The 26,382-nt window shown below is 69.8% G+C and carries 27 protein-coding genes and 1 pseudogene; 16 read left to right on the forward strand and 12 right to left on the reverse strand.

Annotated elements, in window-relative coordinates; translation table 11 throughout:
- Positions 1–10 precede the first annotated feature (10 nt).
- From ACZK5N_RS11680 to ACZK5N_RS11740, 13 genes and pseudogenes are all read left to right on the forward strand, one after another.
- A pseudogene (locus ACZK5N_RS11680) lies at positions 11–607 on the forward strand (L-threonylcarbamoyladenylate synthase); the annotation flags it as partial.
- Positions 608–629: 22 nt separating this feature from the next.
- Positions 630–1,772, forward strand: a complete 1,143-nt coding sequence (locus ACZK5N_RS11685) for a glycosyltransferase family 4 protein (RefSeq protein ID WP_459019606.1) — start codon at positions 630–632, stop codon at positions 1,770–1,772.
- Positions 1,765–2,217: a hypothetical protein gene (locus ACZK5N_RS11690; RefSeq protein ID WP_459019607.1), complete on the forward strand. Its 453-nt coding sequence runs from the start codon at positions 1,765–1,767 to the stop codon at positions 2,215–2,217. Before ACZK5N_RS11685 ends, ACZK5N_RS11690 begins: the two co-directional genes overlap by 8 nt.
- Before the next feature lie 53 nt (positions 2,218–2,270).
- Positions 2,271–2,495 carry a hypothetical protein gene (locus tag ACZK5N_RS11695; protein ID WP_459019608.1) on the forward strand — a complete coding sequence of 75 codons (225 nt, stop codon included), beginning with the start codon at positions 2,271–2,273 and terminating at the stop codon, positions 2,493–2,495.
- 17 nt (positions 2,496–2,512) lie between these two features.
- Entirely contained in the window at positions 2,513–3,298 is a 786-nt protein-coding gene (gene atpB, locus ACZK5N_RS11700; protein ID WP_459019609.1) for a F0F1 ATP synthase subunit A, read from the forward strand.
- Positions 3,299–3,355: 57 nt separating this feature from the next.
- Entirely contained in the window at positions 3,356–3,574 is a 219-nt protein-coding gene (locus ACZK5N_RS11705) for an ATP synthase F0 subunit c (protein WP_068751291.1), read from the forward strand.
- 8 nt (positions 3,575–3,582) lie between these two features.
- The gene (locus ACZK5N_RS11710; RefSeq protein WP_463624984.1) at positions 3,583–4,128 is read left to right on the forward strand and encodes a F0F1 ATP synthase subunit B; all 546 of its coding nucleotides are present in this window, start codon (positions 3,583–3,585) and stop codon (positions 4,126–4,128) included.
- Complete coding sequence (locus ACZK5N_RS11715; RefSeq protein ID WP_463624985.1) at positions 4,125–4,922, forward strand: F0F1 ATP synthase subunit delta; 798 nt, start codon at positions 4,125–4,127, stop codon at positions 4,920–4,922. Before ACZK5N_RS11710 ends, ACZK5N_RS11715 begins: the two co-directional genes overlap by 4 nt.
- A 17-nt stretch (positions 4,923–4,939) precedes the next feature.
- Positions 4,940–6,577 carry a F0F1 ATP synthase subunit alpha gene (gene atpA / locus ACZK5N_RS11720; protein WP_463624986.1) on the forward strand — a complete coding sequence of 546 codons (1,638 nt, stop codon included), beginning with the start codon at positions 4,940–4,942 and terminating at the stop codon, positions 6,575–6,577.
- 3 nt (positions 6,578–6,580) lie between these two features.
- Positions 6,581–7,486: a F0F1 ATP synthase subunit gamma gene (locus tag ACZK5N_RS11725; RefSeq protein WP_459019613.1), complete on the forward strand. Its 906-nt coding sequence runs from the start codon at positions 6,581–6,583 to the stop codon at positions 7,484–7,486.
- A 22-nt stretch (positions 7,487–7,508) separates the two neighbouring features.
- Positions 7,509–8,960 carry a F0F1 ATP synthase subunit beta gene (gene atpD, locus ACZK5N_RS11730; protein ID WP_459019614.1) on the forward strand — a complete coding sequence of 484 codons (1,452 nt, stop codon included), beginning with the start codon at positions 7,509–7,511 and terminating at the stop codon, positions 8,958–8,960.
- A 2-nt stretch (positions 8,961–8,962) separates the two neighbouring features.
- A complete protein-coding gene (locus ACZK5N_RS11735; RefSeq protein ID WP_459019615.1) occupies positions 8,963–9,370 on the forward strand; it encodes a F0F1 ATP synthase subunit epsilon in 408 nt (135 codons plus the stop codon).
- A 91-nt stretch (positions 9,371–9,461) separates the two neighbouring features.
- Positions 9,462–9,923: a DUF2550 domain-containing protein gene (locus ACZK5N_RS11740; RefSeq protein WP_459019616.1), complete on the forward strand. Its 462-nt coding sequence runs from the start codon at positions 9,462–9,464 to the stop codon at positions 9,921–9,923.
- Here the strand turns inward: ACZK5N_RS11740 and ACZK5N_RS11745 are convergent.
- Positions 9,920–10,528 carry a cob(I)yrinic acid a,c-diamide adenosyltransferase gene (locus ACZK5N_RS11745; RefSeq protein WP_463624987.1) on the reverse strand — a complete coding sequence of 203 codons (609 nt, stop codon included), beginning with the start codon at positions 10,526–10,528 and terminating at the stop codon, positions 9,920–9,922. The two genes, ACZK5N_RS11740 and ACZK5N_RS11745, sit on opposite strands and share 4 nt — an antisense overlap.
- Between ACZK5N_RS11745 and ACZK5N_RS11750 the strand changes: the two genes are divergently transcribed.
- Positions 10,527–11,216 carry a peptidylprolyl isomerase gene (locus tag ACZK5N_RS11750; RefSeq protein WP_459019618.1) on the forward strand — a complete coding sequence of 230 codons (690 nt, stop codon included), beginning with the start codon at positions 10,527–10,529 and terminating at the stop codon, positions 11,214–11,216. The genes ACZK5N_RS11745 and ACZK5N_RS11750 overlap by 2 nt on opposite strands.
- A gap of 7 nt (positions 11,217–11,223) precedes the next feature.
- Here ACZK5N_RS11750 and ACZK5N_RS11755 read toward each other — a convergent pair whose 3' ends face one another.
- The 6 genes from ACZK5N_RS11755 to mce all read right to left on the reverse strand — a co-directional run bounded on the left by ACZK5N_RS11755 (position 11,224) and on the right by mce (position 15,822).
- Positions 11,224–12,000, reverse strand: coding sequence for an alpha/beta fold hydrolase (locus tag ACZK5N_RS11755; protein ID WP_463625021.1), 777 nt, complete (start codon positions 11,998–12,000; stop codon positions 11,224–11,226).
- Positions 11,997–12,272: an Rv1322 family protein gene (locus ACZK5N_RS11760; RefSeq protein WP_459019619.1), complete on the reverse strand. Its 276-nt coding sequence runs from the start codon at positions 12,270–12,272 to the stop codon at positions 11,997–11,999. Before ACZK5N_RS11760 ends, ACZK5N_RS11755 begins: the two co-directional genes overlap by 4 nt.
- A complete protein-coding gene (gene nucS / locus ACZK5N_RS11765; RefSeq protein ID WP_459019620.1) occupies positions 12,272–12,967 on the reverse strand; it encodes an endonuclease NucS in 696 nt (231 codons plus the stop codon). The genes ACZK5N_RS11760 and nucS overlap by 1 nt, the downstream gene beginning before the upstream one ends.
- 20 nt (positions 12,968–12,987) lie before the next feature.
- Complete coding sequence (locus tag ACZK5N_RS11770) at positions 12,988–14,199, reverse strand: AI-2E family transporter (protein WP_463624988.1); 1,212 nt, start codon at positions 14,197–14,199, stop codon at positions 12,988–12,990.
- On the reverse strand, positions 14,196–15,266 hold the full coding sequence (locus tag ACZK5N_RS11775) for a DivIVA domain-containing protein (RefSeq protein ID WP_463624989.1): 1,071 nt from the start codon (positions 15,264–15,266) through the stop codon (positions 14,196–14,198). The genes ACZK5N_RS11770 and ACZK5N_RS11775 overlap by 4 nt, the downstream gene beginning before the upstream one ends.
- A gap of 106 nt (positions 15,267–15,372) precedes the next feature.
- The gene (gene mce / locus ACZK5N_RS11780; RefSeq protein WP_459019623.1) at positions 15,373–15,822 is read right to left on the reverse strand and encodes a methylmalonyl-CoA epimerase; all 450 of its coding nucleotides are present in this window, start codon (positions 15,820–15,822) and stop codon (positions 15,373–15,375) included.
- A 94-nt stretch (positions 15,823–15,916) separates the two neighbouring features.
- On the opposite strand from mce, the gene ACZK5N_RS11785 reads away from it, so the two are divergent.
- Entirely contained in the window at positions 15,917–16,108 is a 192-nt protein-coding gene (locus ACZK5N_RS11785; RefSeq protein WP_459019624.1) for a hypothetical protein, read from the forward strand.
- Between the two features lie 34 nt (positions 16,109–16,142).
- Positions 16,143–16,670: a PH domain-containing protein gene (locus tag ACZK5N_RS11790; protein WP_459019625.1), complete on the forward strand. Its 528-nt coding sequence runs from the start codon at positions 16,143–16,145 to the stop codon at positions 16,668–16,670.
- Positions 16,671–16,689: 19 nt separating this feature from the next.
- Here the strand turns inward: ACZK5N_RS11790 and pgm are convergent, their stop codons facing one another.
- Genes pgm through ACZK5N_RS11815 form a run of 5 tightly spaced genes read right to left on the reverse strand, consistent with a single transcriptional unit; the run spans position 16,690 to position 26,338 of the window.
- Positions 16,690–18,309: a phosphoglucomutase (alpha-D-glucose-1,6-bisphosphate-dependent) gene (gene pgm / locus ACZK5N_RS11795; RefSeq protein ID WP_459019626.1), complete on the reverse strand. Its 1,620-nt coding sequence runs from the start codon at positions 18,307–18,309 to the stop codon at positions 16,690–16,692.
- A gap of 39 nt (positions 18,310–18,348) precedes the next feature.
- Positions 18,349–19,245, reverse strand: a complete 897-nt coding sequence (locus ACZK5N_RS11800; protein ID WP_459019627.1) for a tetratricopeptide repeat protein — start codon at positions 19,243–19,245, stop codon at positions 18,349–18,351.
- 32 nt (positions 19,246–19,277) lie between these two features.
- Positions 19,278–20,969 carry a malto-oligosyltrehalose trehalohydrolase gene (gene treZ / locus ACZK5N_RS11805; RefSeq protein WP_463624990.1) on the reverse strand — a complete coding sequence of 564 codons (1,692 nt, stop codon included), beginning with the start codon at positions 20,967–20,969 and terminating at the stop codon, positions 19,278–19,280.
- Positions 20,966–23,497, reverse strand: coding sequence for a malto-oligosyltrehalose synthase (gene treY / locus ACZK5N_RS11810; RefSeq protein ID WP_463624991.1), 2,532 nt, complete (start codon positions 23,495–23,497; stop codon positions 20,966–20,968). The genes treZ and treY overlap by 4 nt, the downstream gene beginning before the upstream one ends.
- A 21-nt stretch (positions 23,498–23,518) precedes the next feature.
- The gene (locus ACZK5N_RS11815) at positions 23,519–26,338 is read right to left on the reverse strand and encodes a cation-translocating P-type ATPase (protein ID WP_459019630.1); all 2,820 of its coding nucleotides are present in this window, start codon (positions 26,336–26,338) and stop codon (positions 23,519–23,521) included.
- Positions 26,339–26,382 lie beyond the last annotated feature (44 nt).

Consider the following 26,382-nt stretch of genomic DNA (forward strand, 5'->3'; position numbering starts at 1 on the left):
CACCCACAGGGAGGCCGGCCTCACGGAGGCCGTGACCGCCGTCCGCGCCGGGCAGTGCATCGTGCTGCCCACGGACACCGTCTACGGGATCGGCGCGGACGCCTTCGACGCCGCTGCGGTGCAGGGGCTGCTGGACGCCAAGGAGCGCGGCCGGGACATGCCCCCACCCGTGCTGATCGCGGAGCCGTCGATGCTGCGCGCCATCGCCGAGGAGGTGCCCGCTGCCGCGGCGGCGCTGGCCAAGGCGTTCTGGCCGGGGGCCCTCACCCTCATCCTCAAGGCCCAGTCCCGCTCCGGCATGTCGCTGGGCGAGACGAAGGGCACGGTGGCGGTCCGGGTCCCGGACCACGACGACGCCCGCGCCCTCCTGCGGCGCACCGGCCCGCTGGCGGTGAGCTCCGCCAATGTCTCAGGTCAGCCGGCAGCGCTAACCTGTGACGAGGCGGTGGCGCAGCTGGGAGACCGGGTCGCGGTCTACCTCGACGGCGGAGCGGCCGGAGGCGGAGTGGCCTCCACCATCGTGGACTTCGCCTCCGCACCGGAGGGCCGGGTCCTCCGCCTCGGCGCTATTCCCCTCGACGCGCTGCGCGAGGTGGCCCCGGAGATCGAAGCCCGGGGCTAGGCCGCGGATGCGCGAATACCTGCTGGTACTGCTGGTCGCCGCCGGCACGACGTATCTCCTCGCCGGCCCGGCCAGGAGCGTCGCGGTGCGCACCGGGGCTCTGGCTCGGGTCCGCAGCCGTGACGTGCACACCCAGCCCATCCCCTACTTCGGTGGCGTGGCCATGTTCGGGGGGCTGGCCGTGGCGTTCCTGCTGGCCCTGCAGATGCCGTTCCTGGGCCGCTACACCACCGTCGAGCACGACGCCTGGGCCGTGCTCTGGGCCGGGCTGGTGATCTGCGTCATCGGGGTTCTCGACGACATGTACGACCTGCCGGCCATGGTCAAGCTCGGCGGGCAGGTGCTCGCGGCGGGCGTCGCGGTGCTGCAGGGCGTGCGGATCTACTGGATCCCGCTGCCCACCAGCATCATCGCGCTCGACGACGCCAGCAGCATCCTCATCACCGTGTTCTTCATCGCCCTGTGCGTCAACGCCGTCAACTTCGTCGACGGCCTCGACGGGCTGGCCGCGGGCATCGTCGCCATCGGCTCCGGGGCGTTCTTCAGCTACACCTACGTGCTGGCCTACGAGCAGGAGCTGGTGCGCGCCACCACAGCCAGCCTCATCACGGTGGCCACCTGTGGCATCGCCATGGGCTTCCTGCTGCACAACTTCCATCCGGCGAAGATGTTCATGGGAGATTCCGGGGCCATGCTGCTGGGGCTCCTCATGGCCATGAGCGCCATCTCGTTCACGGGCCAACTGGATCCGGGCGCCACGGACCACCGCGACGGCAACCTGTTGCCGGCGCTGCTGCCGATCCTGCTTCCGCTCGCGGTCCTCGCTCTTCCGCTGCTGGACCTGGGCCTCGCCTGGATCCGCCGGACCTGGAACGGGCAGCACGTGTTCCATCCGGACAAGCAGCATCTGCACCACCGGCTCCTGGCCCGTGGTCACTCGCACTGGGGCGCGGTCCTGCTCATGTACGGCTGGACGGCCGTGGTCTCGGTGGGGCTGGTCGTCATGGCGCTGTCCAGTTGGCCGCACACCGGATGGGTGGTGGGCCTGGCTCTACTGCTGGTCCTGGGGCTGACGGTGCGGCCGGTGCGCCACGCGCCCTCGTCGCTAGGACCGGATCCAGACGTCGTCGACGGGGCGGGCCGTGGCTGAGCGCAGGCTGACGCCCGCCACGCGCCGCGCCCGGCAGATGATGCTGGGCGGCCTGGTCGGGGGCCACCTCGTCGGCGGCCTCATCATCCTGGCCGCCGCTCTGGCCGGTGGCGGAGGTGCCGTCCTCACCGCCGTGCTCGGGTTCGCCGCCGTCGTCATCTTCTACTCCGTTGGGCAGGCCATCGAAGTCGTGGCCTCGGAACTGGCCGACTTCCAGGGCATGGCGCTGGTGCTGGTCAGCTACGCCGTGCGCGTGGTGGGGATCGCGGCGGGGCTGTGGTTCATTCTCGGGCATCCGGCGGTGGCGCCGCTGGTCAGCGACGGCTGGCTCCTCCTCAGCGTCGCCGGGACGGTGCTGGCCTGGGTCACCGGCGTGGTGCTCGTGGCGTCGCGGCAGCGGGTCCCCATCTACGACACGGAATACCACCCCCCGGGTGAGGGCTGAGGGTCAGACAGAATATGATTCGCCGTCCCATTTCCGCTAGGCTCACACACGACATGGGCAACTCACCGTCAGAGAACGCGCCAGAAGGACCTGGGAGGCGCTCCGACGACGGCATGCTCGTGCTCAGCTATCTGCTCAGTGGGATCATCTTCTACGGTGGCCTCGGCTGGGTGGGGGACTACTTCCTGAACACCTCATGGATGTTGCCCCTGGGCCTGATCCTGGGCCTGGTGACCAGCATCTACATCATCATCAAGCGATACGGGAGCGGTACGTGACACTTGGACTACTTCCGATGGAGATCGACGGCGGTAGCGAATACCACCCCCCGGGCACGGAAGATTTCCTCTGGTACTCCGTCTGGCCGGGTGTGCTGCCCGACTGGGTGAACCGGCCGCTGGTGCAGGCGGTGATCGGCGCGGCCCTGGTGATGCTTCTCTGGTGGCTCGCCTCCCGCAACCTCAAGGTCAAGCCGTCCAAGGCGCAGTTCTTCGGTGAGTACGTCTACGAGTTCGTGCGCAACGGCATCGCCCGGGACATCCTCCACCACGACTTCAAGAAGTTCCTGCCCTACCTGCTCGCACTGTTCTCCTTCATCCTGGTCAACAACTGGTTCGGTGAGCTGTTCGTCTTCATGTACCCCACGTTCTCCAACGTCGGATACGCCTACGGCCTGGCCATTCTCTCGTGGCTCGTCTACGTCGGCGCCGGATTCGCCAAGTGGGGTTTCGGCGGCTTCCTCAAGAAGTCCCTCATCCCCGACGGCGTCCCCGGCTACCTGCTCGTCCTGGTCATTCCGCTCGAGTTCCTGGCCACGTTCATCACGCGCCCGATCACGCTGGCGCTGCGTCTGTTCGCCAACCTGTTCGCCGGCCACCTCGTGGTCATGGTGTTCGTGGTGGGAGGCGGCTACCTGATCTCGCAGGCGGACAACCTGTTCTACAACGTCGCCGGAGCCGTCTCGCTGGCGTTCAGCCTCATCATCCTCTGCCTGGAGCTGTTCATCGGCGCCCTGCAGGCCTATATCTTCACGGTCCTCACCGCCCAGTACGTGTCCACCTCGATCGCCGAGGCGCACTAAGTCAATCCGACTCCTTAGAAACAAGCCCGTTCTAAGAAGCCATCCGAAAGGAAAACAATGTCCCTCCTCGAAATCTCCGGCTCGCTGAACATGATCGGCTACGCGATCGCGACGATCGCCCCGGCCCTCGGCGTCGCCTGGATCTTCGCGTCGGTCATCAACGGCACCGCCCGTCAGCCCGAGGCCCGCGGCGCCATGATGGGCACCGCCTTCATCGGCTTCGCCGTCGTTGAAGCGCTCGCCATCATCGCCATCGCCCTCGCCTTCGTCCTCTGAGCAGCATCATGACCCCCTTCACCGGGGCGCTTCTCGAGATCGACCTGGGGCCGCTGATGCCCCACTATCTCTCGGAGATCGTCGTCGGCATCCTGTTGATGCTGCTGATCTACGCTCTCATGCGCAAGGCTGTGGTTCCGGCCTTCGAGAAGATGTACGAGGAGCGCTCGAACAAGATTGAGGGCGGCATGCAGCGTGCGGCACTGGCGGAAGCCAAGGCCGAGGCTGCGCTCGCCGAGTACAGCGACCAACTGGCCGCTGCCCGCGAAGAGGCCGCGCGCATCCGCGAGGATGCCAAGAACCAGTCGGCCACGATCGTGGCCGAGGCCCGCGACAACGCCGCCAAGGAATCCCACCGGATCCTCGAGGCCGGGCGCGCGCAGCTGGAGGCCGAGCGCTCGCAGGTCATGCAGGATCTGCGTGGCGAGGTCGGCGGCATGGCCACCGTCCTGGCGGGCAAGATCGTCGGCGAGTCCCTGAGCGACGACGAGTTCGCGATGCGGACCGTGGACCGGTTCCTGGCTGAGCTCGAGTCGGCAGGTCAGGCCCGATGAGGGCCCGCGACGCTGCACCCGCCGGGCTCGACGGCGCCGTGGACTCCATCGTCACCGATGCCACGACCGCCAGCGAGCTGTTCGCCGTCGTCGACCTGATCGACGGCCAACCGATGCTGCGTCGTTCCCTCTCAGACCCCTCCGCCTCGGTCGAGGACCGGTTGGGCCTGGCCGCCAGGCTGTTTCGGGGGCGGGTCTCCGAGGCCACGCTCACGGTGATCACGGAGGCCGTCAAGGCCTCGTGGAAAACTGGGGCGGACATGGTGGCGGGCCTCGAGAGGCAGGGCATCCGGCTGTCGCTCCAGCATGCTCACCGCGCCGGCGTCATCGACGAGGTGACGGATCAGCTGCACTCCCTGGCCTCCGCCATCGAGGGCAACAGGGAACTGGCCGCCACGCTGCGCAACCAGACCTACCCGGTCGCGGCCAAGCAGGAGCTCGTGGACACGCTGATCGCGGACAAGGTGGCACCGGCCACCCGCACACTCGCCGCACGCGCAGTCCGCGCCCGCCGTCGCAACATCGCTCAGACGGTGGACATCATCCTCGACATGGCCGCGGAGGTCTCGGGCGAGAAGATCGCCCGTGTCACCGTGGCCCGTCCGCTCGACGAGGCCCGCATCGCACGTCTTAAGGCGGCACTGGAGGCCCAGATCGGCCGCACGGTGTCACTGCAGATCGACGTGGACCCCTCCGTCCTCGGCGGCATGAATGTCGCCATCGACGATGACGTCATCGAATCCACCGTTGCCGCTCGGCTGGACCACGCCCGCCGGCAACTCTCCACCCTGTAGACGAAAGTAGAAACGCAATGGCTGAACTGACCATCAGTCCGGACGACATCCGCAGTGCGCTGGACGACTTCGTCCAGTCTTACCAGCCCCAGGCTGCCTCACGGACCGAGGTGGGCACCGTCGTGACCTCCGGTGACGGCATCGCCCGTGTCGAGGGCCTGCCCTCGGCGATGGCCAATGAGCTGTTGCGATTCGAGAACGGCACCCTGGGCATCGCCCTCAACCTGGACGAGCGCGAGATCGGCGTCGTCGTCCTCGGGGACTCGGAGGGCATCGACGAGGGCTCGCTGGTGCACGGCACCGGCGACGTGCTCTCGGTCCCGGTCGGAGACGGCTACCTCGGCCGCGTGGTGGACGCCATGGGCAATCCCATCGACGGACTCGGAGAGATCAGCGGCATCGAGGGACGCCGCGCTCTCGAGCTGCAGGCCGCCGGCGTCATGGACCGCCAGGAGGTGCGGGAGCCGCTGCAGACCGGCCTGAAGGCCATCGACGCGATGATCCCCATCGGCCGCGGCCAGCGTCAGCTGATCATCGGCGACCGCAAGACGGGCAAGACCGCCATCGCGATCGACACGATCATCAACCAGAAGGCCAACTGGGCCTCCGGCGACAAGAAGAAGCAGGTCCGCTGCATCTACGTCGCCATCGGCCAGAAGGGCTCCACCATCGCCGAGGTGCGCAGCACGCTGGAGGCTGCCGGCGCCCTGGAGTACACCACCATCGTCCACTCACCGGCCTCGGACCCGGCGGGCTTCAAGTACATCGCCCCCTACTCCGGGTCGGCCATCGGCCAGCACTGGATGTACGCGGGCAACCACGTTCTCATCGTGTTCGACGACCTCACCAAGCAGGCCGAGGCGTACCGCGCCATGTCTCTGCTGCTGCGCCGGCCCCCGGGCCGCGAGGCGTACCCCGGTGACGTCTTCTACCTCCACTCCCGCCTGCTGGAGCGCTGCGCCAAGCTCTCCAACGAGCTCGGCGGCGGGTCGATGACCGGCCTTCCGATCATCGAGACGAAGGCCAACGACGTGTCGGCCTACATCCCCACCAACGTCATCTCCATCACCGACGGCCAGATCTTCCTGCAGTCGGACCTGTTCAACGCCAACCAGCGCCCGGCGGTCGACGTCGGCGTGTCGGTCTCCCGCGTGGGCGGCGCCGCGCAGGTCAAGGCGATGAAGGCGGTGTCCGGGTCGCTGAAGATCAACCTCGCGCAGTACCGGGACATGCAGGCGTTCGCGATGTTCGCCTCGGATCTCGACGCCGCGAGCCGTCGTCAGCTGGATCGGGGTGCGCGTCTCACGGAGCTGCTGCGTCAGGGCCAGTACGCGCCCTACCCCGTCGAGGATCAGATCGTGTCCGTCTGGGCGGGTATCGAGGGCCACTTCGATGACGTCCCGGTCGACGACGTGCTGCGCTTCGAGCAGGAGTTCCTGGACTACCTGCGTCACAACTCCACCGTTCTGCAGTCCATTGCCGACACCTTCCTGTTCGGCGACGACCTCAAGGCCCCGACCCTGACGGCCCTGGCCGATTTCAAGCGCGTGTTCCGCACGTCCGAGGGCAAGCTGCTCGTCGGCCGCGAGGAGCACAAGCCGCTCGAGGACCAGGAGATCGGCCAGGAGACGATCGTCCGCCAGAAGCGGGGCTGATCCATGGCTAGCAGTCTGCGGGAGCTTCGCGAGCGCCGGAAGTCGGTGAGCACGACGAAGAAGATCACCCGTGCCATGGAACTGATCGCTGCGTCGCGGATCATCAAGGCCCAGCAGGCGGCCCGCTCGGCGGCGCCCTACGCTCGTGAACTGACCCGGGCCGTCTCGGCCCTGGCCAGCGCCCACGACCTGGAGCATCCCCTCCTGGTGGACGTGGAGGAGCCGCAGCGTTCGGCCATCCTGCTGATCACCTCTGACCGGGGCCTTGCGGGCGCCTACTCGGCCAACGTCATCAAGGCGGCCGAGCAGCTCCACACGAAGCTGAAGGGCGAGGGCCAGGACGTGGCCATGTACATCACGGGCCAGAAGGGCGTGGCGTACTACGAGTTCCGGAAGCGGCCCATCCAGCAGAGCTGGACGGGTTTCTCGGACCGGCCCAGCTACGCCGAGGCGCGGGAGATCTCCGACGTGTTGCTGAAGAAGTTCCTTCAGCCCACCGAGGAGGGCGGGGTGGACCAGCTCCACGTCGTCAACACGCGTTTCGTGTCCATGCTGACGCAGACGGCCGTGGCTCGCCGCCTCCTCCCGCTCGTCGTCGAGGACGCCCCCACGGATCCGGATCCGGATCCGGACCCGGAGGAGCTCAACCCGTTCTTCCGTTTCGAGCCGGACATCTCCACCGTGCTGGACTCGCTGCTGCCGCTGTTTGTGGCCAACCGCATCCACAGCGCGCTGCTGCAGTCGGCTGCCTCGGAGCTGGCCAGCCGTCAGCGGGCGATGAAATCGGCCACGGACAACGCACAGTCGCTCATCGAGGAACTCACCCGCGAGGCGAACCAGGCCCGACAGGCCGAGATCACCCAAGAAATCACTGAAATCGTCGGTGGCGCCTCGGCGCTGTCCGAGTAGCCGTCAAACGAATGAGGAACTAATGACTGCCACTGTTAGCGAGACGCAGCCGGCCACCACCGGTGGCGTCGGTCGAGTTGCCCGCGTCATCGGCCCCGTCGTGGACGTCGAGTTCGCGGCGGACCAGATCCCCGGCATCGGCAACGCCCTGCTCGTCGAGACGGAGGTGATGGGCGAACGGCGCACCATGACCATGGAGACCGCCCTGCACATCGGCGACAACCTGGTGCGCGCCATCGCGCTCAAGCCCACCGACGGCATGCGCCGCGGCGCCGAGGTGCGCGACACCGGTGCCCCCATCACGGTGCCGGTCGGCGACGTCACCAAGGGCCACGTGTGGAATGTGACCGGCGACGTGCTCAACGTTGATCCCTCCACCGTCGAGATCACGGAACGGTGGCCCATCCACCGCGCCGCGCCGAAGTTCGACGCCCTCGAGCCCCGCACCGAGATGCTGGAGACCGGCATCAAGGTGCTGGACCTCCTCACCCCCTACGTCAAGGGCGGCAAGATCGGGCTGTTCGGCGGCGCCGGTGTGGGCAAGACGGTCCTGATCCAGGAGATGATCTACCGCATTGCGCACAACTTCGGTGGCACCTCGGTGTTCGCCGGTGTGGGCGAGCGGACCCGTGAGGGCAACGACCTCATCAACGAGATGGAGGAGGCCGGCGTCCTCAAGGACACCGCGCTGGTGTTCGGCCAGATGGACGAGCCCCCGGGCACCCGTCTCCGCGTCGCCCTCTCGGCGCTGACCATGGCCGAGTACTTCCGCGACGTGCAGAACCAGGACGTGCTGCTCTTCATCGACAACATCTTCCGGTTCACCCAGGCGGGCTCCGAGGTGTCCACCCTGCTCGGCCGGATGCCGTCCGCGGTGGGCTATCAGCCCACCCTGGCGGACGAGATGGGGCAGTTGCAGGAGCGGATCACCTCCACCAAGGGTCACTCGATCACGTCGATGCAGGCCATCTACGTGCCCGCTGATGACTACACCGACCCGGCGCCGGCCACCACCTTCGCACACCTGGACGCCACGACGGAGCTGTCGCGTGAGATCGCCTCCCGCGGCCTCTACCCGGCCGTGGATCCGCTGACGTCGTCGAGCCGCATCCTGTCGCCGCAGTACATCGGCCAGGAGCACTACGACACCGCGGTGCGCGTGAAGCAGATCCTGCAGCGCAACAAGGAGCTCCAGGACATCATCGCCATCCTCGGCATCGACGAGCTGTCCGAAGAGGACAAGATCATGGTGAACCGCGCGCGTCGTCTGCAGCAGTTCCTCTCGCAGAACACCTACATGGCTGAGAAGTTCACCAACATCCCCGGCTCCACGGTCCCGCTGGCCGACACCATCGAGGCGTTCCAGATGATCACCCGCGGCGACGTGGACCACATCTCGGAGCAGGCGTTCTTCAACGTGGGCGGCATGGACGACGTGATGGCCAACTGGTCGAAGATCCAGAAGGAAAACTGATCGTGTCCCGACCCCCGCTCCACGTCGAGGTCGTCGCGGCGGACCGGCTGGTCTGGTCCGGCACGGCCATCAACATCATCGCGCGCACTGTAGAGGGCGACGTCGGCATCCTGCCCGGCCACGAGCCACTGATGGCGGTCCTGGTGCCGTGCGTCGTCGAGATCGTGACGGCAGACGGCCGCAGCGAGGCACTGGCGGTCGACGGCGGCTACATCTCCGTCGCCAACGGCCGGGTCTCCGTCCTGAGCCAGAGCGCGACGCTCGGTCACGAGGTGGGCCTCGAGGAGGCGCGCCGTGAGGCGTCCACGCTCGAGACCAAGGCCATGCATGGCGACGCGAACGATGACGAGCTGCATCACCTGCGCATCCTGCAGGCACAGATCCGGGCCGGTGAACGGGCCACGACCTAGCACGACGAACCGCTCAGGGCGGCTCTCCCTCATGGGGGAGCTGCCCTGAGTCGCATAATGGCTCAGGAGCCCAGGAGGGAGTGACCGGCAGATGGTGTGGCAGTTCGCGGTGACGACCCTGGTGGTGGTCGGTCTCCTACTGCTGCCCTTCGTGCTGCTCTACCTGCGCCGCCGGTGGCTCACGGGCCAAGGTGGCCTGTTCGACTGCGCGCGGCGGGTGCGCGACGATGCTCCCGGTGTGGGCTGGGTGCTCGGCATGGCCCGCTTCAGGGGCGAGAGCCTGGAGTGGTTCCGCTCGTTCTCGCTCGGGCTCTCCCCACACCTCGTTCTGCAGCGGGCCAGCACCACCTACCTGCACCAGCGCTCGCCGGAGGGCATCGAATCGATCGCGCTGTTCGACAACTCGCTCATCGTCACGGTGAAGGACCGCGTGACCGGGCGCGTCCACACGCTGGCGATGGCCAGCGACGAGGTGCTGGCCCTGATGAGCTGGCTGGAGTCGGCGCCGCCCGGGAGCCACTACATCCCCAGCAGCGCCGACTCGCCGCGCTAGTTCGACGCGCGGCCAGGCTTGACCCGGTCCGTCCCCGGTACCCACAGGATCTCGCCGTCGGTGCCGTTGGCTGAGCGGGACATGATGAACAGCAGGTCCGAGAGCCGGTTGAGGTAGGTGATGGCCAGCACGTTGACGCCGCCCTCGGGATCCGTGCCGTGGGCCTCCACGCAGCGCCACGCGGCCCGCTCGGCCCGCCGCGTCACGGTGCGGGCCACGTGCAGCTGGGCACCCGCATGCGTGCCCCCGGGGAGGATGAAGCTGCGCAGCACGGGCAACGTCTCCTGGAGTTCGTCACAGAAGCCCTCAATCCGGTCCACGGATGCCTGCTCGATGCGGAGCGGTGGCCAGGCGGGAGACGGGTTCAGGGGCGTCGAGAGGTCCGCCCCCACGTCGAACAGTTCGTTGCGGATCAGGGCCAGCATCTCCACCAGCCGCTCCGGCAGCCCTCCGACGGCCACGGCCACCCCGATGACGGAGTTGGCCTCGTCGACGTGACCGTACGCCTCCACGCGGAGGTCCGTCTTCGGCACCTCCGAGTTGTCGGAGAGCCGGGTGGTGCCGGCGTCGCCGGTGCGGGTGTAGATCTTGGAGAGTGTGACCATGCGCCCAATCTATGCCAAGCTGTCCTGCGTGCGCACACGACCCCTGACGCTCGTGACCGTCGCGGCGATGGTTGCCCTCGGCGGCTGCCAGAACGCCAACGAGTCCAACACCGGCCCCGTCGAGGCGGCCAGCGGAGTGACTTGTGAGTACCCCTCCGACGGCCAGCCGGCCCGCCCCGTCGACCCGCCGCCCAGCGGCAACGTGTCCGATCAGGGCACGGTCGGGGTGACGCTGCACATGACCGCCGGTGACGTGAACCTGACGCTGGACCGGGCCACTGCGCCCTGCACGGTCAACTCCTTCGTCTCCCTCGCGGAGCAGGGATACTTCGACGACACCGCCTGCCATCGCCTGGTGGACTACGGCATCTTCATCCTGCAGTGCGGTGACCCCACGGCCACCGGCACGGGTGGCCCCGGCTACACCATTCCTGATGAGCTCGTGCCGCCGCCCACGTATCCGGCGGGCACCGTGGCCATGGCCAAGCGGCAGCCGCCGGACACGGGGGGCTCGCAGTTCTTCCTGGTCTGGGCGGACACGCCGCTGCCGCCCGAGTACACCGTGTTCGCCTCGATGGATCAGGCCGGCCTGGACGTGGTGGCGGGCATCGCGGCGCAGGGCGTCGACGGGGGAGACCTGACCTCGCCGATCGCGGAGGCGCGGATCTCCTCGGTCACGCTCGGCTGATCCGGGGTCAGCGGCCGTCGGTGAGGAAGTGGCGGGCCACCGTCACGAATCCGTCCGGGTCGTCTGAGTGGACCCAGTGCCCGGCGCGCTTCAGCGTGAGCTGCAGCACCCGCGGGAAGAGTCGCCGCATGGGCTCGAGGTGCTCCGGCAGCACGTAGGGGGAACGTCCTCCGTTGACCCACAGGACCGGGCCGTCGAAGGTGCCCTCGATGGGGGGCCAGCCGCCCACGGCGTGGAGGGAATCGCCCAGCAGGTCCAGGTTGGCCTGCCAGGACCAGTGCGCGCCCTTTCGCCTGAGGTTCTGCAGGAGGAACCGGCGTACGACGTCCGAGGGGATGAGCTCGCGGAGCTCGTCGTCGGCTTCGGTTCGGCTGCGGACCGTGTCCAGGTCCAGCGTGCGCAGGGCCGCCACCAGGTTGACGAACTGGGCCGCCGCGACGTTTCGGGCCGGCGAGATGTCCAGGACCATCATTCGGTCCACCAGTTCGCTGCGGCGCAGCGCCAGCCGCATCGCGATCTTGCCGCCCAACGAGTGCCCGATCAGCGCCACGGGACCTTGGAACCGGGACTCGAGCCAGCCGGCGACCACGTCCGCCTGGCCGTCCAGGGAGAACTCCTCGGTCCAGGACGAGCGGCCGTGGTTGGGCAGGTCGACGAGGTGGCAGGTGGCCACGTCCCCGAGGCGGGCCGCGACGGTGCCGAAGTTCTTCCCCTGACCGAACAGCCCGTGGAGGAACACGGCCTCCACGGGGCCCGAGCCGACGACCATCTCGTGCAGGGTCATCGGAAGGACGTCCAGCAGTGCGTGTGCCAATGCCGTCGGACCTCCAGCCCGGAATCGGCGCCCAGCGGAGGCGTGTCAGGCCACGCCACGATGTGCGCCACACCCACCGGGATCCGCTGCTGGCAGCCGGGGCAACGGTAGTCCTTGGTGGCCCGTTGGGCGGACACGTCGCGTGCGATGTAGTCCGTCCCCGCCTTCCTGACCCGGCGCTGCGCCCCGCCCGCCAACAGTGGCCGGGGGGCGCGCAGGTGCTTGGAGGGGCGCCTGGCCACTAGAAGAGCCGCTCGTCCGAGTTGTCCAGGCCGCGCAGGGCGTCGTAGTCGATGAGGCGGCAGTCGATGCCGCGGTCCGTGGCCAATGTCCGGGCCTGCGGCTTGATCTGCTGCCCGGCGAAGATGCCCCGCACCGGAGCCAGGTGGGGGTCGCGGTTCATCAGGTCCAGGTAGCGGGTGAGCTGCTCCACACCGTCGATCTCCCCGCGGCGCTTGACCTCCACGGCCACATAGCCGCCCGCCTCGTCGCGCAGCAGCAGGTCGACGGGGCCGATGGGGGTGAGGTACTCGCGCTGGATGAGGGTCAGCCCCCGGCCGAGGGTGGCCGGGTGCTCGGCCAGGAGGGCCTGGAGGTGGGCCTCCACGCCGTCCTTCTGCAGGCCGGGGTCCACACCCAGGTCGTGGGCGGAATCGTGCAGCACCTCCGCCAGCGAGATGCGCAGCGTGTCTCCGTCCCGGGCCCGCACCTGCCACACCTCGGTGACGCCGAGCGCGTCGACGGCCTCGGCATCCGGGTGGTCGACGGTGATGGTGCAGGGCGGGCTCATCCAGTTGAGGGGCTTGTACGCCCTGTCATCGGCGTGCACCGACACGGACCCGTCGGCCTTGACCAGGATCAACCGGGTGGCCATCGGAAGGTGGGCCGTCAGCCTGCCGACGTAATCCACCTGACACTTCGCTACCACCAAACGCACTGGGCCAACATACCGTGGTCTCAGGCGGCGTCCAGCGCCGGCTGAGCGATCTCACGGTAGAGCAGCAGCATCGCGGCCGTCGTCGGGATGGCTATCACGGCCCCGATCACCCCGAAGAGCATGCCTCCGATGATGGCGGACAGGACCACCAGCGCGCCTGGCACCTTGACGGTGCGCTTCAACACGGTGGGGTAGAGGACGTAGGCGTCGAACTGCTGGTAGATGAGGAAGTAGATGATGGTGGCGATGCCGATCGCGGGGTCCACGGCGAACGCCACGATGGCCACGGATGCCATCGCCAGCGACGAGCCCACCAGGGGGATGAAGCAGAACAGGGCCACGACGAAGGCCAGCGCCAGCGAGTAGCTGCCCAGCCCGGCGAGGTTCATGAACACGAAGGCGCAGACGGAGGCCACGGACACGATGACGAACATGCCGGTGATGTAGCCGGAGACACCGCGGAAGATCTCGTCGGCGAGATACCTCGTGCGGGCCCGCCGGCTCCTGGGTGAGAAGGCGTAGAGGGTTTCCTTGATGGTGGGAAGCGAGGCCAGGAAGTAGATGGTGAGCACCAGGGTGACGATCACGGAGAACACCAGGTTGGCCACCAGCCTGCCCGCCCCCCACAGGCCACCGAAGAGGTTGTTGAGCAGCGCGCCCGAGGAGAAGAACTCCGTGATGGTGGCGGTGATGCCGTACTGCTCCTCCCAGGCGGCGATCTGCGGGTGCCGGGCGAGGTTCTGCAGGAGTCCGGGCATGTTGCGGGTGAGCGTGGCGGTCTGCTCGGTCAGGACCGGCACCAGGGCGGTGACGCCGAGCGCGATGACCGCCAGTAGGCCGATGGTGATGATCGTCACGGCCAGGGGGCGCGGCACCCGGCGCCGGGTCAGGAACTCGACGGCGGGGCTGAGCCCGAGGGCGAGGAACAGGGCCATCACCACGAGGATCAGCACGCTCTGCACCGTGATGACCGCCTGGGCGAGCGCGACGGCCACCAGGACTCCGAGGGCACCCATGAAGCCGAACATGAACGGCGAGGGCCACGGGGACCGGTCCTGCGGGTCCAATGGCGACGGCGGCACCGGTATGACGACGGGCTCGGGGGTGGGGGTGAGGATGCTGCGGGCGCCGCGGGCGACGGAGCGGGCGCCGCGCAGAAGAAGGTGACGACGCCTGGGGGTGCGAGCGGGAGCCGGGGCCGGCTCCTGGAGTTCGTCGGGGGGTTCGGTCACTGGGGCGCGTCATCCTTCCGGATCACGGTGGTGATGTCGTCCTCGAAGCGGCTGGACTCCTCGGCGAGCGCCCGGAGGTTGCTCAGCTGGGCGAGCGCCGTGGTGCGGCGGCCCTCCAGCGCGGCGATCTCCCGCTCGAGCTGCTCCTTGCGCCAGGCGGTCTTCTCCTCGAGCGCCGTCTCCGCCTCCTGGGCCCGGGCACGCATCGTGGCGATGGTCTCCTCGCTCTGACGGGTGGCCGCGAGGCGGATCTCCTCCGCCGACGCGATCGCCTGCGCCCGGATCCGCTGCGCCTCGTCGCGGGCCTCCGCCGCACGCGCGGCCGCGTCCGAGGACTCCTTGTCCGCCTGCGCCAGCCGCTCCACGACGGCCTTCTCGGATTCCCGCGCGGTGGCGGAGGCGGCGGCGAGCGTCTCCTCCGCGGAGCGCTCAGCGGCGAGGCGGATCTCGCCGGCGGCGCGTGCCGCCTCCTGGGCGCGGCGGGCTCCCTCGATCTTGGCCGATTCGAGCAGCGACGTGGCCTGCAGCTGGGCGGCCTCGACCAGCGACGTGGCCTTCATCCGCGCGTCGGCGACGATGAGGTCCGCGTCTCGCCGGGCCATCTCCAGCGCCGACTTCCCCGCGTCCGCCTGCTGTTGGCGCAGCTCACGCAGGCCGGCCAGGCCGGTGAGCCGCACGTCGTCCGCCTCCTGCTGGGCCGATTCGCGAAGGGTGGCCGCGGTTCGGCGGGCCTCGGCCTTGATCCGCTCGGCCTCCTTCTGCGCCTGCGTGACGATCTCCCCGGCCTGGGCTTCGGCGGACCGGAGGAGCCCGGTGGCGTGGGCGCCCAACCTGGTGAAGTCCGTGGTGCCCTGCTCGGCCTTGATGAAAGCGATCTCCCGGGTGCGTTCGCGCACCTGCATCTTCAACTGGCTGACCCTGGTCTCGACCTCGCGGACGTAGGTGTCCACGGCGTGCTTGTCGTAGCCGAGCATGGAGTGCGGGAAACTCCCTGCTGCCGTGGCTCGGTCGTCGAACAGGTTGAGACCGGTCTCTTCGGTGTCGGAGTCACTGCCTGGTGCGGACACCACCACATCCTCTCGTCGACGGAGCTGTCAGGTCCGAGCGTAGTCGCTCGCACAGACAACGGAGGGCAGGGTGCGCGCACCCTGCCCTCCGTTGTCGCGGCCGGACTCAGTGCCCGGCGGGCTCCTTCGGCAGCTCGACGAGCTCGAGCAGCACGCCGCGGGCGTCCTTGGGGTGCACGAAGTTGATCCGGGAGCCGCCGGTGCCGCGCTTGGGCTCCGGGTAGAGCAGGCGCAGGCCGCGCTCGCGCAGCACCGCCGAGACGTGGTCCAGATCGGCGACGCGGTAGGCCAGCTGCTGGATGCCCTGGCCGTTCTTGGCGATGAACCTGCCGATGGCCGAATCCTCGCGCAGCGGTGCCAGAAGCTGGATCTTGGCGTTCTCCTCGCCCTGCTCGCCGGTGCCCATCATGGCCTCCTCGACGCCCTGCTCCTCGTTGACCTCGCGGTGGAGTTCGCGCCACCCGAAGGCCTCGGTGTGGAACTTGACGGCCTCATCGAGGTCCGGGACGGCCAGGCCGACGTGATCGATGCAGATGAAGAGATCTGAGTTGTCCATGGGCGCCAGTTTTCCACACCGCGGGCCATGGGAGACCGTCGGGGTCTCCCAAGATGGGGCGCCGTCGGCGCGTCGGAGGCGGTACCGCGGCGGGATGCTGCAGACTGACAGCCGACGCGAGGAGGACGCCGTGATTGGTTGGCTGAAGAAGGCCCTGTTGGTGCTGGTGGCCGCATTCGTGCTGTTCTACCTGTTCACGCGCCCGGAGGACGCCGCCCAGGCGGTTCGCACCTTCTTCGGGGCCTTCGAGGCGATCGGACGGTTCTTCACCTCCCTGGCCGCCTGAGGTGACCTTCTTCCGGAGCCTCGTGGAGCCCGATGTGCAGGGGCACCTCCTGGTGGAGGAGGGGGAGGTGATCATCGACGAGGTCCGCAAGCACTGGGCGGCCACCTTCTGGTGGTACGCCCTGGCCGCGCTGGGCATCCCGCTCCTCGTCGCCGCCCTCGGCGCGCGGGACCTCTGGCTCATCCCGGTCGTCCTGGGGGCTTCGGCTCTGGCCGTGGGCCTGTGGAAGGTGCACGTGGCGCACATGGACCGCTTCGTCATCACCAACATGCGGGTGTTCCGCGTCCACGGCGTGTTCGACCGGTCGCTGGCCACCATGCCGATGACACGGATCCTCGACATCTCGATGTACCGCTCCCTGGTGGGCCAGGTGCTGGGGTACGGCCACTTCGTCTTCGAGTCCGCTGCCCAGGGGCAAGGGCTGCGCGAGATCCGCTACGTGGGGGACCCAGACCGCCGCGACCTCACCATCCAGCGCGTGATCCAGCGCTCCGGCCTGCGGCAGACCATGCGGATGGACCCGGTCTCCCTGGACAGCCCCAATGAGGCCGACGGGATCTGACCGGGCCCACCCGCTTTCGTCAGCCGGCGAGCGCCTGATCGACGAGGACCTTGGCCTCGGCCTGCATGGCCGCCAGGTGCTCGGCGCTCTTGAGGGACTCGGCGTAGATCTTGTACTTGTCCTCGGTGCCTGACGGGCGGGCGGCGAACCAGCCGCTCGGGGTGGTCACCTTGATTCCGCCGATGGCAGCGTTGTTGCCGGGCGCGTGCGACAGCACGGCGGTGATCTCCTCGCCGGCCAGGTCGGTGACCGTCACGTCCGCCGCGCCCAGGTTGCCCAGGCGGGCCTTCTGCTCCCGGCTCGCGTCCGCGTCGACCCGCGCGTAGTAGGAGCGGCCGAACTCTGCCTCCAACTCGGCGTAGTGCTCCGAGGGGCTCTTGCCGGTGACCGCGATGATCTCGGAGGCGAGCAGGGCGAGCAGGAGCCCGTCCTTGTCCGTGGTCCAGGTGGAGCCGTCCATGGCCAGGAACGACGCGCCGGCCGACTCCTCGCCGCCGAATCCGATGGAGCCGTCGGTGAGGCCGGGGACGAACCACTTGAATCCCACGGGCACCTCGACCAGCCGGCGCCCGAGCTTGGCGGCCACCTTGTCGATGATCGACGACGACACCAGCGTCTTGCCGATGCCCGCGTCGGCCGACCACCCGGGGCGGTGGGCGAACAGGTAGTTGATCGCCACGGCCAGGTAGGCGTTGGGGTTCATCAGCCCGGCGTCGGGCGTGACGATGCCGTGCCGGTCCGAGTCCGCGTCGTTGCCGGTGGCGACGGTGAACCGGTCGCGCTGGTTGACCAGGGAGGCCATGGCGTTGGGCGAGGAGCAGTCCATGCGGATCTTGCCGTCGGTGTCCAGCGTCATGAAGCTCCACCGCGGGTCCACCGTGGGGTTGACCACCGTGATCGGCAGACCGAGCTCGGCCAGGTGCTCCCAGTACTGCACCGACGCACCGCCCATGGGATCCGCGCCGTGGACGAGCCCGGAGGCCTTGATGGCGTCGAAGTCCAGCGCGGTGGACAGCTCCTGGCAGTAGGGCGTGCGGTAGTCGTAGCGGTTGACCTCTGCCGACTCGTAGCGGCTCCGCCGGATCTCCGACGGGGTGGCCATGAGCTCATTGGCGCGCGCGGCGATGACCTTGGTGGCGTCCGAATCGGCCGGCCCGCCGTTGGGCGGGTTGTACTTGAAGCCGCCGTCGCGGGGCGGGTTGTGCGACGGGGTGACGACGATGCCGTCGGCCAGCGCGGTGTGCTCGCGGTTGTAGCGGATGATGGCCCGCGACACGGCTGGGGTGGGTGTGTACTCGTCCTCCCGCTCGGCGCAGATCTCGACGCCGTTGGCGCTCAGCACCTCGATGGCCGTCTTCCACGCCGGCAGTGAGAGAGCGTGGGTGTCCTTGCCGATGAACAGGGGACCCGTGGTGCCCTGCGCCGCGCGGTACTCGACGATGGCCTGCGTGGTGGCCGCGATGTGGAGATCCTGGAACGCGGTGTCCAGCGAGGACCCACGGTGCCCGGACGTGCCGAACACCACCATCTCGTCGGGGTTGGTGGGGTCCGGGGTGCGGTCGTAGTAGGCGGCGAGAAGTTCGTCGACATTGATCAGATCCTGGTCCTGGGCCGGCTGCCCGGCGCGCTCATGTGCCATGGGCTCATCGTAGTGGCGCGGCACCCGGACGTCCGGGGCTCAGAACAAGACGCTGGCCAGCCGCCGCCGCGCCTTCAGGACGGCCGGCTCGGCTCGCCCGGCCACCTCGAACAGCTCCAGGAGCCGCACGCGGATGGCGTCGCGGTCCTCGGGCCCGGACTGGGCCGCCAGGCCCAGTAGACGCTCGAACGCCTCGTCGTAGCGGCCGTTGATGACCTCCAGGTCCGCGGCGTCCAGCTGGGCCGCCAGGTCGTCGGGGTGCGACTCGGCGCGCTGGGTGATCTGAGCAGGGTCGAACGTGGTGCTGCGGTCCAGGAGCGCCGACTGCGCGCGCCCGGCCAACACCTCGGCGTCGCCCGGGGTCTCCTTGAGCAGCGCGTCGAACTCGCGCACCGCGGCGGCGAAGTCTCCGGCCTCGAGCGCCGCGTCGGCCTTGGCGAAGCGCGGGTTGGCGGCGGGCTCGGCCGCCGCGGCGCCGGCCGGGTTGGCCCCCGACGTGGGCTGCGCCCGGCCCGTCATGCCGTTGGCCACGGCGAGCTGCGCGATCTGGTCCAGGATCGCGGAGATCTCCTCACGCGTCTTGGTGCCCTGGAACAGCGGTGCCATCTGGCCGCCGATCACCGCGACGACGGTGGGCACCGCCTGGATCTGGAGGGCCTGCGCGAGGCGGGGCTCGGCGTCGACGTCGACCCGCCCCAGCTGGAAGCGGCCACCGGCGGCGTTGACCAGATCCACCAGCGCGGCGGTGACCCCCTGCCCCGCCGGGTCCCGGGGGGAGTGGAACTCGAGGATGACGGGATGCTGCGCCGAGCGTGCCGCCAACCCCTGGAAGTCCGCCTCCGTCACCGTCACCACGTAGCCGCCGCCGGTGGCCACGGGCTGGGAAAGGGAGGAGAGGTCCACGGCGCCGGGGCGCGAGAAGTTCACATCAGTCATGGTGCCCATCTTGGCCGCACACCAGCCCCGGTTCAACCGCGGACGACCACCGCCCCCGGGCCGCGACCCTCGGGCCCGGGCCACGAGGCCAGGATCTCGCCGCTCACGGGCACGGGCGCGGTGCCCCGGGTGGCGATGATCCGCACGTCGCCGCGGTGCAGCGCGACGGTGTCCGCGTCGAGCACCTCGACGCGGGTGGTCCCCAGGTCCGGCGAGCGGAGCGCGGGTTCGCTGCGGCGCAGCTCGATCAGCCGGCGGTACCAGGCGAGCATCCGGGCGTGGGGCTCGTCGCCGCGCTCCTCCCACCGCAGCACGGCCGAGCGCCACGTGGCCTCGGCCTGCGGATCCGGCGTGGGCGCGCTCCAGCCGGTGGCCTTGAACTCGCGGGCGCGGCCCACGGTCACGAACGGTCCGAGGTCCGGTCCGAGGTGGCTGAAGTAGGGAAACGGCGTGGAGGCCGCCCACTCCTCGCCCATGAACAGCATCGGCGTGTACGGGGCCAGCAGGTAGAGGGCGGCCGCGGCCGCCTGCAGGTCCACCGACGCGTGCGCGGCGAACCGGTCACCCACGGCGCGGTTGCCCACCTGGTCGTGGTTCTGCAGGGACACCACGAAGGAGTGCCCGTCGTAGTGCGGGCTGTCCGGGTCCACCGGGGCGCCCCAGTCCTGCCCGCGGAAGGTCGAGAGGGTGCCGTCGTGGACGAAGACCCGGCTCAGCGCCTTGGCCAGGACGTCCGCGGCGCCGAAGTCCACGTAGTAGCCCTGCGTCTCGCCGGAGAAGAAGCTGTGCAGCGCGTGGTGCACGTCGTCGGCCCACTGCGCGTCCATGCCCCTGGCCCCGGGCATCGAGCCGACCGGGGAGACCATGGCCGGTTGGTTGAGGTCCGACTCGGCGATGAGGGTCAGCTCGCGGCCCACCTCCTGGGACCAGCGGTCCGCGTGCTGCGCCAGCTCCGCCAGGAAGTGCAGGTCCGAGTCGTCGCGCAAGGCGTGCACGGCGTCGAGGCGCAGGCCGTCCGCCCCGACGTCGACCAGCCAGTGCCGGGCCGACCCGAGGAGGAAGCGGCGCACCTCGTCGCTGCCGGGGCCGTCGAGGTTCACCGCGTCGCCCCACGGCGTGGAGTGGCGGTCCGTGAGATAGGGGCCGAACTGTCCGAGGTAGTTGCCCTCCGGCCCGAAGTGGTTGTGCACCACGTCGATCAGCACGCCCAGGCCGCGCTCGTGGCACGCGTCGACGAGCCGCACCAGCCCGGCGATCCCGCCGTACGCCTCGTGCGCGGCGTAGAGCGCCACGCCGTCGTAGCCCCAGCCCCGCTCGCCGGGGAAGGCGGCCACGGGCATCAGCTCGACGGCGTCGACGCCCAGCTCGACGACGTGGTCCAGGCGCCCGATGGCGCCGTCGAAGGTGCCGGCTTCGCTGAATGTGCCCACGTGCAGCTCGTAGAGCACACCCCCGCGGAGGGTTCGGCCCTGCCACGTCGTCCGCCGGTTCAGGAGGGACGGGTCGACGACGGCGGCGCTCCCATGGACGCCGTCGGGCAGTGACAGGGCGCGGGGGTCCGGCAGCGGATCCCCGCCGTCCAGGCGGAACGCGTACCTGTCGCCGTGGGTGAGCTCCGCGGTGGCCGTGAACCAGCCGTCGCCCCTGGCGGCCATCGGCTGGTCGCCTCGCAGAGTGACCAGGTCCACGCGCGTGGCCCGTGGGGCCCACACCTGCGGCCTCATCGGGCCACCAGGAGGGCGACGGGGAGCGTGGCCAGCACCTCGGCCAGGGCGGTGGAGCCGCCGGCGAACTCGCGCCCGGTGAGGGCGTCGACGAACGCAACCTCAGGCAGGATCACCTGGTGCTCGCCCCAGCCGCCGCGCTCGGCCAGCAGGGCCGGGAGCCGGGTGGCGACGGCCACGGCGCGCACGCCCCCGTCGCTGGTGCCGCGCGCGAACGCGACGGCGTGGCCGCTGGTGCTCGGCACCGGCGCGTACGTGGCGTGCTCCCCCCGGAACGCGTCCGGGAACTCGCGCCGGACACGCAGGGCGCGGCTGGTGACCAGCAGCTTCTCCGCGTCCAGGCTCTGCTGCGTGGAGGAGTCCACGGCGGCCAACAGGTCCGCACGGGCGGTGAAGTCCACCGGGCGCCGGTTGTCGGGATCCACCAGCGACAGGTCCACCACCTCGCAGCCCTGATAGACGTCCGGGACACCCGGCATGGCCAGCTGGATGAGTTTGGTGCCCAGCACCACGCAGCGGACGGAGTCCGCGACCGTCGCGGTGAAGGCGTCCAACGCGGCGCCGCAGCGCTCGTCGGTCAGCGCGGTGTGGGCGAGCCCCAGCACGGCCTCCTCGTAGGCCGAGTCGGGAGCCGCCCACGTGGTGTGCGCCTTGGCCTCGCGCATCGCCTTGGTGAGGTACCCGTCGAGGCGCTCGGCGGTGATCGGAGCCGCCCCCGCCGCGGTGCCGGCCAGCCGCCAGGTGGCGGCGACCGTCTGCCACAGCAGGAGCTCGGTGGCGCCGTCGACGGCGGTGCGCTGCATCTCGGTGGCGGCGCGCAGCTCCGCCACGCAGGCCTCCCATGATTTGGCGTGCTCGAGCATTGCCGCCAGCCGCGCCCGCACGTCCTCGGAGCGCTTCGTGTCGTGGGTGGACAGGGTGGTCATGGTGGAGGGCCAGGTGGCGCTCATCTGTTCGCAGAAGCTGTGGAACCCGTCGACGGAGACGCCTACCAGCGTGGGCTCGCTGCCCACCTCGTTGACCCCCACGAACCGGTTCCAGCGGTAGAACGCGGTGTCCTCCTTGGACTTGGCCATCACGGGGCCGCAGGTCTGCGCGAAGCGGATCATGAACTCGGCGCGCAGCTCCGCGAAGCCCTGATCCTCCTCGGGCAGCTCGGTGGTCACCGTCGTGGCGCCCACGGGTGGCAGGTCCTCGGAACCGCCGGGCTCCCCGGGGCGGATGTCGCCGCAGGCCAACGCGACGACGAGGTCCAGGGTGGCCTGCTCGTCCGCGGTCAGATCCGGCCGGGCGCGGTCCGCGGCCTCCGTGATCACCGCGCGCTCCTCCGAGGAGGCCGGCAGGCCGGGTTCCACGTAGGCGCGGTAGCGGTCCATGTTGACCAGCAGCGCCGTGATGGCGTGCTCGAGCTCCCGCCGCGTGTGGTCGCGCAGGGCCACGTCGGATTCACAGATGGCCACCGCGATTGACACCAGGCGGTTCACCTCGGCGAACAGCATGGTGCGCACCACCTCGTCCTTGGCCTGCTGCAGCGTTGCGCCGAACCAGCCCTCGGCGCCGGCGACGCGCTCCCACAGCTCGTTGAGCCGTGGGAGCTGACCGGGGTCGTGGAACAGGCCGGCAACCCGCAGGAGTGCGTCGTAGCCGGTGGTGCCGGCGCAGCGCGAGCCCGCGGGCAGCGTCTCGTGCGGCTCGAGGATCTTCTCCACCACCACCCAGCAGCCACCGGTGGCGCGCTGCAGCTTCTGCAGGTAGCCGCGTGGTGTGGCGAGGCCGTCGGGGTGGTCGATCCGGAAGCCGTCGATGAGGCCCTCGTCGAACAACCGGATGAGGAGGGCGTGGCTGGCATCGAAGACGTCCTGGTCCTCGACGCGGATGGCGGCCAGGGTGTCGACGTCGAAGAATCGTCGGTAGTTGAGCTCCTCGTTGCCCACCTTCCAGTACGCCAGGCGGTACCACTGCTGATCCAGCAGCTCGCGCAGCGGGAGCCCCTCGGTGCCGGGCCGGATGGGAAACACGTGGTCGTGGTAGGCCACCACCGGCTGCGGGCGGCCGTCGATCTCACGCTCCGCCAGGGCGATGGTGCCCTCGGCCAGCTCGTCACCGATCCGGCGCCCGAGGACGGGCATGAGGATGGCGCGGTCGCGGCTGAGGTCGATGTCGAACCAGCCGGCGTGCGCGGACTGGGGGCCGGAGCGGAGCACGTCCCACAGGGCCCGGTTCAGCCACAGCGGGGTCGGTACCGCCATGTGGTTGGGCACCACATCCACCACCAGGCCGAGCCCGTGTTCCTTCGCCGCCGTCGCCAGGCGCCGGAAGCCGTCCTCGCCGCCGCACTCCTCGGAGAGGCGGCTGTGGTCCACCACGTCGTAGCCGTGGACCGAGCCGGGAGCCGCCTGGAGGATGGGTGAGCAGAAGAGGTGGCTCACCCCCAGCGTCGCGAGGTAGGGCACCTGCGCGGCGGCGTCGGCGAAAGTGAAACCGGCGTTGAGCTGCAGCCGGTACGTGGACACGGGAAGTTCAGGCACGTCGTCCACCCTAAGCGGTGGTCAGGGAGAGCGTCGACCCCGAGCGGCGCCGCGTCGGAGGATCTTGACGGCCTCCTCGAATGCCAGGACGGTCGCACCCGCGGTGAGAGCGAGTGCCCAGTGCTGCCACCCCAGGGCCACCGTTCCGAACGCGTGCTGGAGGAACGGCACGTAGACCACCAGCACCTGGGCGAGCGCGGCCGCGCCCAGCGACAGCCACAGCCAGCCGTTGGTGAAGAGGTGATCGAAGGCGCTGAGGAGATCGGAGCGGCTGTTGAGCGCGTTGAACAGCTGCATGGCCACCAGCGCCGTGAAGGCGGTCGTGCGCGCGGTGGCCAGCTGGGTCCGGGCAGGGGCGAGATGTTCCAGGCCGCCGATCAGGCCACCGGGGAGGGTGAGGTCGAACACCACCAGGCTGAGCACGCCCATCAGCGCGCCGATGAAGACGATGCGCTGCCACATGTGCGCGTCGATGATGCGGTCGTCGTGGCGCCGCGGCGGGCGGGCCATCACGTCGTCGATCTCCGGGTCCACGCCCATGGCCAGCGCCGGGCCGGAATCGGTGACCAGGTTGATCCACAGGATCTGCGTGGCGAGCAGCGGCACGACGGTGGCCGCGGGATCGGCAGGATCCGCCAGGCCGATGAACATGCCCAGCGTCACACCGAGGAACACGGTGGCGATCTCGCCCATGTTGGAACTCAGCAGATAGCGCATGAACTTGCGGATGTTGTCGAAGATCACCCGGCCCTGGCGCACCGCGGCCACGATCGTGGCGTAGTTGTCGTCGCCGAGAATCATCTTCCCGGCCTCCTTGGTGACCTCGGTGCCGGTGATGCCCATCGCCACGCCGATGTCGGCGGACTTCAGGGCGGGGGCGTCGTTGACGCCGTCGCCGGTCATCGCCACGATGTGCCGGTCCGCCTGGAGGGCGTCGACCACCTGGAGCTTGTGCTCCGGGGCCACGCGGGCGTAGACGCGGGCGTGCCGGGTCGCGGCGGCGAGGTCCCCGGCCTCGATGAGGTCCAACTGTTCCCCGGTGACCACCACCGGCTGGTGGCCCTCCTCGGCGATCCCCAGGTCCGCCGCGATGCGGGCGGCCGTGACCGGATGGTCTCCGGTGATCATCACCGTGCGGATGCCGGCCCGGTGGGCTTCGGCGATGGCGGCCGCGGCCTCGCTGCGGGGCGGGTCGATGATGCCGACGATGCCGCCGAACGTGAGGTCGCGCTCGGCGTCCTCGTCGAAGGTGTGGTGCTCGGAGGGGTCCGCGTCGCGCCAGGCCACCGCCAGCGTGCGGTAGCCCTGGCCGCTCAGCTCCACGACGGCGTCAGCGAGCTCCACGCGCCGGGCCTCGGTCAGCGGAACCGCGTCGCCGCCCACCTGTTCGGCGGTGCAGCGCTCCACCAGCACGTCGGGGGCGCCCTTGGCGAAGACCAGGTGTCTGGGGCGATGCGTGGGGTGGCTGGTGAGGACCGACATCATCTTCCGCTCGGAGCTGAACGGCACCTGCGCGGTGCGGGTGTAGCCTTCCGTCGGCTCACCCCCGGTGAGCTTGCGGGCCGCGACGAGGAACGCGGCCTCCGTGGGGTCGCCCTGGATCTGCCAGGCGTCGTCCACGAGGGCCAGCTGCGCGTCGTTGGCCACCGACCCGCCCAGGAGGACGCGGCGGGCCTCGGCGAGGGCAGTGTCGCGGCTTCCGTGGACGGTCACCTCACCCTCGGGCGCGTAGCCGGTGCCGCCCAGCACCACTCGCCCGGAGGCGGTGACGATCTCGCGCAGCGTCATCTCATTGCGGGTGAGGGTGCCGGTCTTGTCCGAGCAGATCACCGAGACCGACCCGAGGGTCTCCACGGAATGGAGATCCTTCATGACGGCGTTGCGGCGGGCCATGGCCTGCACGCCGATGGCGAGGACGAGCGAGAGGATGGCGGGGAGTCCCTCGGGGACGGCGGCCACGGCGAGAGAGACGCCCATGAGGAGAATGTCGACCGCGCCGTCGAGGGTGTCGACACGGTTGACCAGTGCGGTGGTCACCATCACGATCACGGCGATGGCCACCACGAGGAGGCCGAGCGTCGTGGAGATCTTCGCGATCTCCACCTGCAGCGGCGAGGGTTCGGCCTCGGTCTCGTCGAGCAGGGTGGCGATCCGGCCCATCTCGGTGGCCATGCCCGTGGTGGTGACGACGGCGCGGCCGACCCCGTGGGCCACGGCGGTGCCCTTGAACACCATGTTGGCGCGGTCGCCGACGAGGGTGGCCTCCTCCAGCGCGGCCGGCGACTTCTCCGCCGCCTCCGACTCGCCGGTGAGGGAGGCCTCCTGGACCCGCAGCGACGACGCGGTGAGCAGCCGCGCGTCGGCGCCGACGGCGTCGCCCTCGGCGAGGACAAGCACGTCGCCGGGGACCAGCTCGGCGGAGGGGACGACGGTGAGGAGGCCGTCGCGCAGAACGGTGGAGCGGGTGGCGGTCATGTCCGCCAACGCGGCGACGGCACGCTCGGCCCGGTTCTCCTGCACGTACCCGATGACGGCGTTGGCCAGCACGATGACCGCGATCACCAGCGCGTCGACCGGCACACCGGTGGCGCCCTCCACCGCCCACGCGACCACGGAGATGACGATGGCGGCGAGGAGCAGGTAGATGAGCGGATCGGCGAACTGTCGCACGAGCCGTCGCCACGCCGGCTCCGGGGGAGTGGAGCGCAGCTCGTTGCGGCCATAGAGGTCCTGCCGTGCCGCCACCTCGCCGGCGCTGAGGCCCGAGGCAGGGTCGACGCCCAGTGCGAGCGTCACTTCGTCAGCAGGGAGAAGTGTCACGTCGCGCACAGCGTCGGCCATGTGTCCATTGTGTCCCTCCGCCTACCCCCGCCGCTGACTCATGT

It is taken from the genome of Tessaracoccus pujii (genome assembly GCF_055326215.1).